Consider the following 14,400-nt stretch of genomic DNA (forward strand, 5'->3'; position numbering starts at 1 on the left):
CCGGTGGCCATGGTCCGATGGCCACCGCCTAGCAGCCATGTTCTGTGGTCATAGTCCTGACGGCACAGTCTGATAGGTGCAGTTATGCTCATCCCATATTTGCTCTGCCCAGTTATAAGACTAACGATATGGCCCGGCGGCAGGGCTGTGACCGCCGGGCCATATCGTTAGTTGGTGGAGCTGACGGTGGTCACCGTGATGGGGGTGTTGTCGTCCACTCTGCTGCCGGCTCCGGGGCTGACTGCGGTCACCGTGTCCGTGTCCTTGCCGATGGAGGTGATCCTGTCGGCGCTGACGCCGCTGTTGGTCAGTTTCTGCCGGTAGCTGCCCAAGGTCTCGCCCTGGGAGAAGGGCGGGATGCGGATGGCTGTGGTCAGGGTGATGTTGTCCTTGGACTTGTCGAAGGAGGAACCTGATGTGGGGTCCTGGCCGGTGACCTCGGCGTTGTCGTTGTTGGGGCCGTTGACCGTGATATTGACCCCCTGTCCCAGGGTGCGCTTGGCCTCGCCCAGGGTCATGCCGACGTAGTTGCCCAGCTGCATGCCGTCGCTGACGGTGACCGTGATCATGGCTCCCTGCTGGATGGACGATCCGGCAGCCGGATCGGTGCTGATGACCATATCCTTGGCCACAGTGTTGGAGGCCTGCTCGCGGATGGTGATGTTGAAGTGCAGACTCTGCAGGATATTGGTCGCGTCGTCCTTGGTCTTGCCAGACAGATCGGGCACCTTGGTCATGCCCGAGGAGATGTAGATCAGGATGCTGGTTCCCTTGGCCACGCTCTGACCTGCGGCGGGATCCGTGCGGGTCACATGGTCCTTGGGCACATCCTGGCTGTCTTCCACAGAGGCGGCGGGGGAGACTTTGAATCCGGCCTTCTCCAGGGCCCTGCGGGCCTCCTGCTGGGTCATGCCCTTGACGTCGGGGATGGCGGTGTCCTTGGGCCCGGAGGAGAACCAGACGGTCACTGTGGAGCCCTTGGGAGCCATGCTCCCGCCCTTGGGGCTCTGCTTGGTGAAAGTCCCCTTGGGCTCGGCCGAGTCGTTGTCTTCCTTCTCCTGGTAGCGGAAGCCTGCGGCGGTGATCTTCTCACGGGCAAGAATCCGCGACATTTGCGCGTTGATGGTGGGTACCTCAGCCATCGGATGACGGTTTCGGCTTAAGACATTCCATGCGCCCAGGCCGGCGAGCACCAGGACCAAAGCCGCCACAATGGAGCCGATGATGATTTTCTTGCGCCGTTTGGACTTCTGCTGGTCGGCCCTGGCGGCCGTGCGCTCAGCTGTGGTTACGCCGGTGGCAGCAGCCGGGTTGAGTGGGTCCTGGACGGGGTTGAAGGCCTGGGTGGCGGCCGTCTCCTCTTCAGTCAACGGCATGGTGGCCGTTTCGGTCCCCTGCTCGGCATCCTTGCGGGCCTTGACGTTGGCCAGGTCGGTCAGCGGGTTGAAGGCGGCAGCCACCGGGGTCCCGCCATTCATGAAGGCCAGGATGTCGCTCTTGAAGGCAGATGCCGTGGCGTATCGGTTCTGGCGGTCCTTGGCCATGGCCTTGGCACAGATGGAATCCCACATCTTCGGCAGACCGGGCACGATGGTGCTGGGCGGGGTGGCCACCTCGGTGACGTGCTGGTAGGCGATGGCCACGGCCGAATCCCCGTTGAAGGGCGGTCGCCCGGTCAGCATCTCGTAAAGGACGCAGCCGGCCGAATAGAGGTCGGAGCGCATGTCCACACTCTCGCCGCGGGCCTGTTCGGGGCTCAGGTACTGAGCTGTGCCCACCACGCCCTGGGACTGGGTCATAGTGGCGGCAGAGTCGTCCATGGCCCGAGCGATGCCGAAGTCCATGACTTTGACGATGCCCTGCTCCGAGATCATGATGTTGCCGGGCTTGATGTCCCGGTGGATGACGCCCATATGGTGGGAGTAGTCCAGGGCGCTCAGCACGCCCAGCATGACCTGCTCGCTGTCGCGCTGGCTCAGGGCGCCGTTCTCCTTGAGGATGGACCGCAGGGTCTGGCCCTTGACGTACTCCATGACAAGGTAGGGTACCCGCTCATGGTTGCCCTGGTCGTCGGTCAGTATCTCCTCGCCCGAGTCGTAGATGGAGACGATGTTGGGGTTGTTGAGCAGGGCGACCGAGTGGGCCTCCCGCCGGAAGCGCGATAGGAAGACCTCGTCGTTGGCCAGATCGGACCGCATGATCTTGACCGCGACAGTCCTTCCCAGACGCGTATCCACAGCCTTGTGGACCTCGGCCATGCCACCGCGTCCGATCAGCTGTCCCAGACGGTAGCGTCCGTCCGCTAGGGACGGCGGCAGTGTGATGCTCATAGGGTATCCCCTCCGTTCGTCGCTTCAAGGCCGCGCTGTGCGCTTCCTCCTCCATGGTGCCCCCAGAAGGGCCTGAAGATGTCTTTTGCCGCGTGCGGCCTGCTCATAATGCGTCGAGGCATGGGTGCGCGCGGGTCGATGACCTCAGTCTCGCCCAGCTGCTGGTCCAGCAGTCGCTGTTCGATCCTGGCCAGCGTGTGCGAGACCACCAGAGCATTCGCCGGACGGTCCCGCGGGTCCTTGGCCAGCATGGACATGACGAAGTTCATGAGTTGGTTGTCCACCGAGTCGGGCAGCGGCGGCACAGGGTCGTTGACGTGTGCTGCGGCGATGTCCACAGGGGTGGCGCCAGTGAAGGGTCGATGACCGCAGAGCCCCTCGTAGGCCACTATGCCCAGGGAGTAGATGTCGGACTGGGGGGTGGCCTGGAGGCCCTGGGCCTGCTCAGGCGAGATGTACTGGGCCGTGCCCACCACCATGCCGTCCTGGGTGATCTGCCCCTGGTTGGTGGAGTAGGAGACCCCGAAGTCGGTGATCTTGACCTCGCCGGTGTCGGAGACCATGATGTTGGCCGGCTTGACATCCCGGTGGATGACCCCATGGGAGTGGGCCACATAGAGCCCTCGGGCCGTCTGGATCAGGATGGGCAGCAGCTCGATGGGGTCCAGCGCGCCCCGGTCCCGGTAGATGTCTGCCAGGGATTGGCTGGGCACATATTCCATGATCAGGAATCCGATGCCGTCGTGCTCGTAGTACTCGAAGAGGGCGGCGATGTTGGGGTGGGCCAGGTTGGCGGAATTGTGCGCCTCGGCCCGCAGCCTCAGCAGCCTGGACTCCTCGTTGGTCAGGTCTCCGCGCAAGGCCTTGATGGCTACAACGCGGCCCAGTTCGATGTCATAGCCCTTCCAGACCTCGCCCATGCCCCCTTGGGCCAAGCGGCGGTCCAGACGGTACCGTCGATGGATGAGCTGTCCCTGCACCAGTTTCACTTGGCAGCCTCCTGCATGACGCGTTTCATGATCGGCCCGGCGACATCTATGCCATAGGAGGAGACTCCATGAACCACGACGGCTACGGCTACCTTGGGTTTGTCGGCCGGGGCGAATCCTATCATCCACCCGTCATTTGCCGTATTGTCCGCGCCGATCTGTGCCGTGCCGGACTTGGCGGCCACCTGCATGCCGGGGATGGCCAGACTGGGGTAGCTCTTGGTGGTCACTGCCTCCATCATGGTGGTCAGGGCCTTGGCGGTATCCGACGAGAAGGCCTGCGAGTAGACCGAAGGTGTCGTCTCGCTGATGACGCTCAGGTCGCTGGAGCGCACCCGGTCCACCAGGGTCGGCTGCATGAGCTTGCCGCCGTTGGCCACTGCGGCGGCAGTCAAGGCTGCCTGCAGGGGAGTGGACAAGGTGTCTCCCTGGCCGATGGAGGCCAGGGCGAGCCGGTCCTGGGACTGGTCCTCGGGGAATTTGGAGGCCACGGCCTTCATGGGCCGTCCTGTGGAGTTGGTCCCGTCCAGGGTGATGGTGGACCCGTAACCGAACTTGCGGGCCTGCTCGGCCAGCGTTTTATCCCCCAGGCTGACACCCAGCTGGGCGAAGGCGGTGTTGGAGGAGTATGCCAGTGCGTTCTCCATGCTGATCTTGCCGTTGACCCCGTTGCCCGTGGCTGTGGCGTTGGTCAGGTTGTAGTTGGTGCCGGGCAGGGTGTATGAGGCCCCGGCCGGCAGCTGGCTGTCGGGGTGGTACTGGCCGGACTCCAGGGCGGCTGCGGCCACGACCACCTTGAAGGTGGACCCGGGCGGATACAGCTGCGAGGTGGCCCGGTTGAGCATGGGATTGTCAGAACGGGAGGCCAACTTCTGGTAGGCCTGGGAGGCGTCGGCGCTGTCGTGGGCGGTCAGGTCGTCGGGGTTGTAGCTTGGTGTGCTGACCATGGTCAGCACACGGCCGGTGGAGGGTTCGATAGCCACCACCGATCCGGACAGGTTGCCCAGCATGTTGTAGGCGGCTTCTTGCATCTTGGGATTGATGGAGGTTTCGATGGAGGCACCCTTGTTCTGGGTTCCAGTGAAGAGGGATTTGAGTCGATCCATCCACAGACTGTCTGACTGGCCGCTCAGCAGACGGTCGCGTGAGGCCTCGATTCCCCGGTCTGCCGGGCTGGTGATGGAATAGTAGCCGGTGATAGGCGAGTAGGCGGCACCCTTGTGGTAGCGCCGCTGGTATTGGAAGGAGTCGTTGATGGGATCGGACTGGGCCATGACGGCGCCGTCCGAGGTCAGGATGGCCCCCCTGGGTGCTGCGTACTCATGGTAGAGGGCGCGCAGATTGCGGGGGTCCGAGTTAAGGCTCCCTGCCCTGATCACCATGATGACAGAGCTGGAAAGCCCCAGGATGACGAAGAGGACGATGACGGCGTTGAAGAGTTGACGCAGGGCTTTGTTCACTGTCCGCCTCCTCGCACCTGGCGGACGGGGATGCGGCCGGTGGCCGGCAGGTCGGTCTCCTCATCCTGATCGGTCGGCTCGTCCGGCTCGGCATGACGACCGTGGGCTTCTTGATCGTCGGAGTTCGAATCAGAGTCCGAGTCGTCCTGCCCGCTGCGCTTGCTGGTCTCCTGCTGGCGCAGGACGGCCAGGGCCTCGTACTTGAAGGTGTCCGAGCTGACCTCCGGCGCAGGCTTGTTGGCCGCGTTGGAAATGATGATCAGCAGGACAGCCAGGATGCAGTTGGCCACCAGACTGGAGCCGCCCGCCGCCATGTAGGGCATGGTCAGGCCAGTCAGGGGGATGACCAGAGTGATGCCGCCCACCACAGTGAAGACCTGGAAAGCCATGGTGAAGACCAGACCGGAGGCCAGGAGCTTGCCGAAGCCGTCCTTGATCTTCATAGCCGTGATCATGCCCGAAGCCACGATGACCAGGTAGAGGGCCAGAACCACCAGCAGGCCGCTCAGCCCCAGCTCTTCGCCCACCGATGTATAGATGAAGTCGGAGTTGGCCAGAGGGGTGATCCAAGGGCGTCCCTGGCCCAGGCCGGTGCCGGTCAGCCCGCCGGCAGCCAGGCCGAAAATGCCGCGTACCAGTTGGCCTGACCCGCCGAAGGCCTTGCCGAACTCAGCATCGCTGAAGGGGTGCAGCCAGGCATCCACGCGGGCGCCTACGTGGGCGAAGACCATGGAGGCGGCCACCGCCCCGATGACGAAGAAGACGGCGCCGATGGCGATCCAGCTGGTGCGGCCCGTGGCCACGTAGAGCATGGAGACGAACATGGCGAAGTACATCAGCGAGGTGCCCAGATCATGCTGGATGACCAGGACGGCCAGCGAAATAAGCCAGACGATGATGATGGGGCCCAGGTCCTTGATTCGGGGCATCCGCATGCCCAGGACCTTCTTGCCGCCCACAGCCAGCTGGTCTCGGTGGTCGAACAGATAGGCAGCAAAGAAGAAGGCCAGGAAGAGCTTGGCGAATTCGCCGGGTTGCAGGGTGTGCGACCCTACGCCGATCCAGATGCGGGCGCCGCCGATTTCGCGGCCGATTCCGGGCAGCATGGGCGACAGGAGCAGGACCAGGCCCACCACCATGCTCACATAGGAGAAGCGTCGCAGCAGTCTGTAGTCCCGAAGCAGCACCACCAGCAGCCCGCACAGGACCAGAGCCAGACACAGCCAGATAAGCTGGGTGAAGCCCACTCGTGTGGGCTGACCGATCCGGGCGTTGCGCAGATCCATGCGGATGATCAAAGTGATGCCTAGGGAGCTCAGGATGACGATGCTGGGCAGGATGGCCTGGCTGCCGTAAGGCTGGAAAATCTCCAACAGGACCCAGAGGGCGATGAAGAGGGCGGCAGTGACTGCCAGCAGGGCGGCGTAGTCCCCTGGGAAGCGGCCCGCAGCCCGGGCGAACATCTGGAAGAAGCCGATGAACCCCACAAGCAGGGAGAAGAGCAGAAGGCCTATGCGGCGCAGACGGGTGGTGATCATGACTACTGCCGCCTGCTCTGGTCGGTTTCCGACGGTGAGGGCGAGGTTGACGGGGAAGCCGCTGTCTGGTCGGACTCGTCCTTGCCCTCCTTTGCGCGCTCGCGCTTGAGGTCGCCGGCCTCCTTGCGGATAAGACGGGCGTGCTCTTGGGCATCATCCATGCTGGAGACGGTGATGCCCTCTTCCAATTGGTCGCGCCAGGATTGGGGAAGCCCCTTGACGGCGATGTCCGTGGTCTGCACCGGGTGGGACAGCGAGAGGGCGAAGGCCTTGGTAGGCACGCCCTGGTAGATGACTACACGGCCCTGGTCCGCGCCCAGGTAATACTGTTCCTGGCTCCAACGGTAGGCAGCCGCCGTGCCTCCGGCCAGTGCCAGGATTACCAGGGTGATGATGCCGGCCAGGATCAGCCGAATCCGCCGATGCCGCGAACGCTGGCGCTTGCGCTGCTCCAGATGCTCCTTGTGGATGGCGTTGGCCACATCTGGGTCGTAGGGGTCGGCTGAGTCCGAACCGTCCTTCTTGTGGACGACGGGGATCTCGCTGGTGTCGGGCACATGCCGTTCGCCGCTCTCCTCGCGGGCAGCCGAGGGCTGGGCGGTGCGGCCATCGTCCTCCTCGCCCTCCTGCTTGGCGGCATCCCGGTCCTGGGTCAGATCGGCGGCCCGCTTGGCGGGCGATTCCCGGGACTCGTCACGCAGGTGCGGTGCGGCCGCTACGGGCTCATCCAGAATGTCGGCCAGGGCCTCCAGGTTGGAGCTGGCTGCGCCGCCGACCAGAGGGGTCTGATGGGGCAGGTCGAAGGCATCGGCATCCAGGGCCAGAGTGGCATCGGCGATGACCACGGTCACGTTGTCGGTGCTGCCGGCCTTCAGGGCGAAGGTGACCAGCTGCTGGGCGCACTCCGCTTGGTCCGAGACGGAGGACAGCACCTCGGCGATGGTCGAGTCCTCCAAAACGCCGCAGAGACCGTCCGAGCAGATCATCCAGCGGTCTGCAGGCAGGGCCTTGGAGATGGAGATGTCCGGGCGAGGGTCGATGTCGAAGTCACCCAGGACCCGCATGACCACGTTGCGCTGAGGGTGGTTGCGGGCCTCAGCCGGGGAGATGCGGCCGGTGTCGATCAGATGCTGCACGTAGGAGTGGTCCTGGGTCATCCGGATCAGCTTGCCCTCCCGCAGGAGGTAACCCCGGGAGTCCCCGATATGGGCCAGCACCCAGGAGTCGTCGGCCAGAGCCAGGGCCGTGACCGTTGTACCCATTCCTGACAGGCGGTGTTCGCGCTTGGCCTTGCCCACGATGGCGTCATGAGCCGCGATGACCGAGGTCTCCATCATCCGGGCCAGGGACTGCACGTCCTGCTTCCGGTCGTCGCGTTCGATGTGGGCCAGGGATCGGATGGCTATGGTTGATGCCGTGTCCCCCCCTGCGTGGCCGCCCATGCCGTCGCACATGGCCACCAGGCGTTCGCCGGCGAACGCTGAATCCTGGTTGTTGCTGCGCACGTACCCTACGTCGGAAACCGCCGTGGAGTAGAGGAACAGCTTTTGGCTCGCTTCGTTCCTGGTCATGGGCGGCTACCTCAATTCGAAGGTGGTGGCTCCGATGCGCACGGGAACCTCCGCCGGTAGGATTGTCGGCGCCGTGATTTTCTGACCCGAGACGACGGTGCCATTGGTGGATCCCAGATCTTCGATGGCCCATCGGCCCGATGCGGGATCCTGGTAGACCCGCGCGTGATGACCAGAGACAAATTCGTCGTCCAGCACCAAGGTGTTCGAGGAGGAACGGCCCAGGGTGATGGGCCGTCCTGACAGTGGCGTGGAGGAGCCGGCCAGGGGTCCGTCGATGACCACGAGCAGGGAGGGCTCGTCCCTTGCGGGCTCTGTCTTGCTGACCGGGGCGATAGGCACGGATCTGGCGCTTGCCGGCAGCTTGCGCTGGGCTGCGCGTTCGCTGCGTCTACGGGAGTGCGAAGTTTTGGGGCTGAAAGTTTCGATGTCTTTGCGGAGTGAACGGATGGCCAGCCAGACGAATACCCATAGCAGAGCCAGGAACCCGTATTTGAGGATGGCGAATGTCAGTTCAGTCAGCATAATGATTCGACCTTACTTCAAGGCCTGGGCGACTTACGAATCCTGTTCCTGCGACGATGCCCAGTAGAGGATGCGGGTACGGCCGATGGTGATGGTATTGCCGTCCAGCAGGGTGGCTGCGGGAACCTGATGTCCCTCCACATAGGTGCCGTTGGTGGACCCCAGATCACGGGCTACCACGCCCTTGTCGGTGATCTCGATCTGCAGGTGTCGGCGGGAGATGCCTGCGTCGTCGATGACGATGTCGCAGGAGGATCCACGGCCGATGGTGGTGATGGGGGCGGTCAACAGGTACTGGCGGCCGTTGATCTCCAGAACCGGGCAGTCCTTGGACTCTTCGGGGGTGGTGACGGGTGCCGCGTTGCCCTGGACCGACTCGGCAGACAGGTGGAAGTCGCCCTTGTTCAGGTTGAGGTCCTCCTCGAAAATGACCACGACCGGGCCGACGAAAGCATAGTGCTGGCTTTCGGCATACTTGGTCAGGTTGTCTGCCAGTTCGTTGGCCAGAGCCTCCGAACCCCACTGCTCGATGCGGTCGAAGTCTGGAGTGGATAATCTGAATCGATACTCGTTGGGCGCCACAGTGCGGTCGCGACCGACGGGCATGGCCTGTGAGTCTATCTCACGCTCGAGGGCGCTCGACAGGTCGACGGGCTGTAGGTCCTTGGAGCCGAACTTCGAGAAGACACCGTTAACGGCGCCTTCCACGCTCTTCTCGAAACGATCGAGAACGCTCATAGTCATCCCTTTCCATATAACCCTTTCATAGTACGTGACACTGCTGGAAGGGGGTAATGGGCGGTCGGATGCTTGCAATTTCTTCAATGAACAGGTTCGGACGAACGCGATTTTCAAGCATGAATAAGGCCCGTGGCCACAATGGGCCAGGGGCCTTTGACCTTCGATCCTCATGGGTCAGGCCGAAGCCTGCCGACTCACAGAGTCAGCTTGCGACGCAGACCCAGGGTGATGCCGGCGCTCAGGCAGAGGCCAGCGGCAATGGCCAGAGGGGCCACAGCATCAGCGCCGGTCTTGGCCAGAGCGTTGTTGGTCTTGGCAGCCTTGACAGCCGGATCCTTGGCGGCGGCCTTGCCGGTTGCTTTGTCGGCGGTCTTGTCGGCGGTCTTGTCGCCGGCCTTGGCAGGTTCCTTGGAGCTGCCAGCCGGGTTGGTCTCAGCAGGCTGAGCAGGAACGGTCGCCTTGGTGTACTTGGCTACGAAAGTGGCATCTTCAGAGAAGACGGCTTCGGGATTGAACGCTGCGTTGCTGTCAGCGCTAAACCATCCTTCGAAAGTGTAGCCGGGGTAGTTGGCCGGGGCGCCCGGCTGTACCGCCAGCTTGTGGCCCTCGCCAGTGTACAGCGTCTGCGTAGCAGGTTCGTGGTCGAGGTTGGTCGGGTCCTGAGCGATGAAAGTGATTGCATTGGCTTGGTCCCATTTTGCGAAGACAGTGGTGTCCGCCGTAAAGGGCTTCGTGAAGTCGACTGTGTCAGGACTCATCGGTATATAGGTCCAGCCGGCGAGAGTCCAAGGCTTGTCGGGCGACTGCGAATCCTGCATGGAATCAGGTACTGGTATGTTAGTGGGGATCTTGCTTTTATCCAGTATGCCCTGATCGTTGGTCTCTACACGAATCTTGTGAGCGCTTTCTGCGTTCTCTGGATCGCCGACGAAGGTGATCTGGTAGGGGGCGGACTTGGCCTCGGCCCCCTTGTTGCCCTCCACAGCCTGGGCCACGGTAGGCAGCAATGCCAGGCCGCCGGCCAGGGTGGCGCCGGCAGCGAGCACCGCGCATGCGCGTTTAAAACGAACCATCATGTTCATTGGTTACCTCTATTTTCTCTATTGTGGATTGCTCCCCATGTGCAGTCATGGTGTCCTACCTTGACACCCCTATCCCCTGGGAAGCAGGGATTATCGGCCAGTCATTGGCGATAAAGCGATATTATTTTATCGCAGGGAGTGGCCATCGGCTGGTCGTAGTCCGGCGGTACGCCTTATCCGTGATACAAATTTCCCATGTAGAACGATTGACGTCTGCTGCTGGCCAAGGTGGCGCATTGCGGTTGGGGCTGATCGAATTCCCCTTTGGCACCTAGGCGCTTATCATCGTGGCAGACGCAAGATCATGGTGATCATGTCAGAGATATTCGAGGAGCGAGCATGACCGAAGAGGTGGATCGGGCAATGGAGGCATATCCGCGGGTCAAGGCCCGGACCCTGCGGTTCACCTTGGGCGCGCCACGGTCGGTCTCGGCGGTGGGGGATGGCTCACGTGCCGTCTTTCTGCGCTCGGACGGGCCTGAGGATCTGGTGACCGGGCTCTGGCTGTCTGTCTTTGATCAGGAGGGCCGTCATCATGAGGTGCTCCTGGCCGACCCCAGGGCTCTGCTGGAGGATGCAGACATGGAACATGTGCCGGCTGCCGAGCTGGCTCGGAGGGAGCGTTCGCGAGAAGGCGGCGAGGGCATTGTCGACTACAGCGTGGATGCTGCCGGGGATCGGGTGGTCTTTGCCCTTGGTGACCGACTCTGGCTCTCGTTGATCGCCCCAGATGGTCTCACTGCCTCCACGCGGGCCCTGAGCTTGGAACACAGCGATTTGGCTGTGCTCAATCCAGTCATCAGCCCGGACGGCACCATGGTGGCCTATACGACTGGTGACCAGCTGATGGTGGTCGCCATCGGTCAGGATGCCGGACAGGACCGTGAACGGGCTGTCCTGGCCCTGCGTCCCGGCACCGATGACCGGATGCTGTTGGGGCTGGCCGAGTTCGTGGCTGGCGAGGAGATGGATCGCTATCAGGGGTTCTGGTGGTCGCCGGACTCCCGAGCCTTGCTGGTCGAGCACACGGATTCCTCCGACGAGCCGATCTGGTACATCAGCGATCCGGCCAATCCCCAGGTCGGGCCGCGCGCCCGGCGGTATCCCCAGGCTCTGACGTCCAATGCCCGTGTCGGACTGAGCCTGGTCCTCCTGGGTCAGGACGATGCCCATCCCTGGGTGGGCGAGGTGGACTGGGATCATCAGGCCTTTGAATACCTGGCTGTGGTCCGCTGGCAAGAAGGGCATCGGCCGCTGCTGCTGGTTCAGAACCGTCGGCAGACCGAGGACAGGATCCTGGAGGTACAGGTGCCGGATGATCGCCAGGGTTTGGATCGGGGACAGGACATGACCTTTCTTGATTCCGATGCAGCGCCCAAGGTGGCTACCAGGGTGATGCAGGAGCATGGCAATGACCAGTGGATCGACCTGGTGCCCGGGTTGCCGGCCTATCGGCCCCAGGGCGGGCTGGTGGACGCCTTCATTGACGTAGAAGCCGACACCACGAGACTGCGCTTGGATGGAAGGGTATTCTCCCCGGCTGGCTGCCAGATTCGGCGGGTGCTGTCTGTGGAGGATCGCGATGTGTTGGCGGTGGTTTCCACTGATCCCCGCAGCTTCGACCTGATGCGCCTGAGCTATGACGGTTCGATCCATGTGCTCAACCGGCTGCCCGGAGTGTGGTCCGCCTCTCGGGCCGGTCATGGCATCGTGGTCAGCGGCCGGACTATGGCCTCGGCGCATGGGCAGGTGCGCCACTGCTATCTGGGTGCTGATGGAGATCTGGACCGCCTGGGGGCCGAAGGGCTGGGCCTGGTGAGCAAAGCCCGCTCTGACGGCAACGTAAGATCCGCTGGTGGCTCCAGTGCCTCAGGCCGGGTTGGCGGTCGGCAGGAGCACCATGATCGTCCTGATCGCCGGGCCATGGATGCCGGCCATATCAATAGCCAGGGTGCCATGTGCGCCGTCCTGGCCGATGTCAGCAGTGATCCCGGATTCATCCCCAACGTGGACTTCGTACGCATGGGCCAGCGCGAGCTGTTTGCAGCCATCGTCAGGCCGTCTGAATCCAGTCCCTACGCCAGCGCCGACAGCCTGCCCGTCCTGCTCAAGCCTTACGGCGGTCCAGGCGCCCAGCAGGTGGTTTTCAACCAGTCCTACTACTGGGAGTCCCAGTGGTGGGCGGATCAAGGCTTCCTGGTTCTGACCGTCGATGGCCGGGGTACGCCGGGTCGTGGGCCTGCCTGGGATCGGGCCATCTTCGAGGATATGGCCCAGGTGACTTTGGATGACCAGCTTGAGGCTTTGAAGGCTCTGCCTGATTTCGCTCCCGAGGCCGACCTGGGGCATGTGGCCATGATCGGCTGGTCCTATGGCGGCTTCCTGTCGGCCCTATCGGTTCTGCGGGCTCCCGACCGGATCCATGCAGCCTGTGCAGGTGCCCCGCCCACGGACTGGACCCTTTACGACACCCATTACACCGAGCGCTATCTGGGGATGGACCCGGCCGTTTACCGCCGCAACGGCATTATCGACGATGCGCCTTCGCTGCGCCGCCCGCTGATGCTGATACACGGGTTCGCGGATGACAACGTCTCCGTGGCCAACACCCTGAGGCTCTCCAGCGCTCTCATGGCGGCCGGTCGCCCTCATACGGTCCTGCCGCTGACCGGCATCACCCACATGACCAACGACGAGACTGTGGCCGAAAACCTGCTTATTGTGCAGCGGGACTTCCTACAGGAGGCCCTCATGAACAAGACGGACTGACGGAAAGGCTGCTTGGGCTAACGCTCTGCTGGCGGTTGCTTCCGCTAGATTGGAGTTGTGCATATCCAACGAAAGCCTGACCAGGATCCAGGTCCCGAACGCGGATTCCGGCTTCCTCGTAGCTGGGGTTTGGCGGTCTCGGTGCTCTGCCTAGGTCTATTGGTCGGGCTTTCCTCGGGCCTGCTGGCAAGGTTCTTTGAGCTGTCTCAGGTCGGCCTGCTGGGTTTCGCTGAGACCCCAGGGGCTCCCACGGCTGAGGTGGTTCCGCCGATCAGAAGGCTGGCCTCGGTGACCTTGGCCGGGCTGATGGCCGGTCTGGTCTGGGCCTGGCTGCGGACGAGGACCAGGCTGGTTCCCTCGGTCGATCAGGCCGTCAAGGGTGCATCCATGCCCCCGGGTCGGACCGTGGTTCATGTGCTTACCCAGATCTTCTTTGTGGCTGCTGGTGGCTCCATAGGCAGGGAAGTGGCCCCTCGCGAGGCGGGGGCTCTTCTGGGCGGTCTCTGGACCAGGCTGGGACGACGGTTGGGGCTGCGTGATCAGGACGGTCCGCTGCTTGTGGCTTCGGCGGCAGGTGCAGGGTTCGCCGGCATTTACATTGCGCCTCTGACTGGGGCCTTCTTCGGCATCGAGGTGCTGCTGCGGCGGGTGGATACCGAAGTGGTGACGGTCAATCTGGCTATGTCGGCCTTGGCTACCCTGGTCGGCGGATCTATCAAGGGTTTCACCCCTTACTATAAGGTCGGCTCCGATCCCTTCCGGCCATGGCTTATGGCAGTGGTCCTCTTGATCGGACCAGTCATGGGGCTGCTGGGGGCCGGATTCCGCTGGATGACATCCTGGGCAGAGTCCCATAGAACTACTGGCCCTGCCGCCATCTGGCAGCTGACGGGGGTAGCTCTGTTGACCGGGCTGGTCGCTCTGGCTGTCCCCCAGGTCATGGGCAACGGCCGGGCTCTGGCCCAGATGGGCATGGATCAGCTGCTGTCCGTCGGGTTCTCAGGGCTCCAGCTGGCTCGGTCACTTGCCCTCTTGGCCCTCTTTGCGCTGGCCAAGGCTCTGCTGACCACAGCAACCATCCGTGCTGGGGCTTTCGGCGGCACTCTGACGCCATCCATAGCCCTGGGATCCGCCATGGGCGCTGTTTTGGGCCTGCCGCTGGCTTGCCTTGTGCCCGGCCTGCCGGTCTGGCAGTGTGCCGTGATCGGCGCCGCCTCCCTGCTGGCCGCCTCCCAGCAGGCTCCGCTCATGGCCATGGCCATGCTCATGGAGGTCTGCCGCCTGCCGGTCATGGCCTTCATGCCCATGGGCCTGGCTGTGGCCCTGTCGATGGCGGTCTCGCGTCTGTTCGTGGCCAAGGCATAAACCGTCGTCAGAAGCCCTTGCTGCTCTGAC

At 63.3% G+C, this 14,400-nt stretch carries 10 protein-coding genes; 2 read left to right on the forward strand and 8 right to left on the reverse strand.

All coding sequences use genetic code 11. The features are described from left to right. Positions 1-167: 167 nt before the first annotated feature. The 8 genes from pknB to J3T95_RS08245 form a co-directional block, all read right to left on the reverse strand. A complete protein-coding gene (gene pknB, locus J3T95_RS08210; RefSeq protein ID WP_267451077.1) occupies positions 168-2,330 on the reverse strand; it encodes a Stk1 family PASTA domain-containing Ser/Thr kinase in 2,163 nt (720 codons plus the stop codon). Beyond that, positions 2,327-3,319, reverse strand: coding sequence for a serine/threonine-protein kinase (locus J3T95_RS08215; protein WP_220236622.1), 993 nt, complete (start codon positions 3,317-3,319; stop codon positions 2,327-2,329). Before J3T95_RS08215 ends, pknB begins: the two co-directional genes overlap by 4 nt. After that, complete coding sequence (locus tag J3T95_RS08220) at positions 3,316-4,779, reverse strand: peptidoglycan D,D-transpeptidase FtsI family protein (RefSeq protein ID WP_220236623.1); 1,464 nt, start codon at positions 4,777-4,779, stop codon at positions 3,316-3,318. Before J3T95_RS08220 ends, J3T95_RS08215 begins: the two co-directional genes overlap by 4 nt. Further along, the gene (locus J3T95_RS08225) at positions 4,776-6,317 is read right to left on the reverse strand and encodes an FtsW/RodA/SpoVE family cell cycle protein (RefSeq protein ID WP_267451078.1); all 1,542 of its coding nucleotides are present in this window, start codon (positions 6,315-6,317) and stop codon (positions 4,776-4,778) included. Before J3T95_RS08225 ends, J3T95_RS08220 begins: the two co-directional genes overlap by 4 nt. A 2-nt stretch (positions 6,318-6,319) precedes the next feature. Beyond that, positions 6,320-7,888 (reverse strand): BofC C-terminal domain-containing protein, encoded by a 1,569-nt coding sequence (locus J3T95_RS08230; protein WP_267451079.1) that lies wholly within the window; start codon positions 7,886-7,888, stop codon positions 6,320-6,322. Between the two features lie 6 nt (positions 7,889-7,894). Continuing rightward, entirely contained in the window at positions 7,895-8,410 is a 516-nt protein-coding gene (locus J3T95_RS08235; RefSeq protein WP_396020000.1) for an FHA domain-containing protein FhaB/FipA, read from the reverse strand. Between the two features lie 36 nt (positions 8,411-8,446). Continuing rightward, entirely contained in the window at positions 8,447-9,151 is a 705-nt protein-coding gene (locus J3T95_RS08240) for an FhaA domain-containing protein (RefSeq protein WP_015021121.1), read from the reverse strand. 197 nt (positions 9,152-9,348) lie between these two features. Further along, complete coding sequence (locus tag J3T95_RS08245; RefSeq protein ID WP_267451080.1) at positions 9,349-10,230, reverse strand: LPXTG cell wall anchor domain-containing protein; 882 nt, start codon at positions 10,228-10,230, stop codon at positions 9,349-9,351. 345 nt (positions 10,231-10,575) lie between these two features. Between J3T95_RS08245 and J3T95_RS08250 the strand changes: the two genes are divergently transcribed. Beyond that, complete coding sequence (locus tag J3T95_RS08250) at positions 10,576-13,005, forward strand: S9 family peptidase (RefSeq protein WP_267451081.1); 2,430 nt, start codon at positions 10,576-10,578, stop codon at positions 13,003-13,005. Positions 13,006-13,062: 57 nt separating this feature from the next. After that, positions 13,063-14,370: a chloride channel protein gene (locus J3T95_RS08255; RefSeq protein ID WP_220236629.1), complete on the forward strand. Its 1,308-nt coding sequence runs from the start codon at positions 13,063-13,065 to the stop codon at positions 14,368-14,370. Positions 14,371-14,400 lie beyond the last annotated feature (30 nt).

It is taken from the genome of Bifidobacterium sp. B4079 (assembly GCF_026537385.1).
Classification (GTDB): domain Bacteria; phylum Actinomycetota; class Actinomycetes; order Actinomycetales; family Bifidobacteriaceae; genus Bombiscardovia; species Bombiscardovia asteroides_I.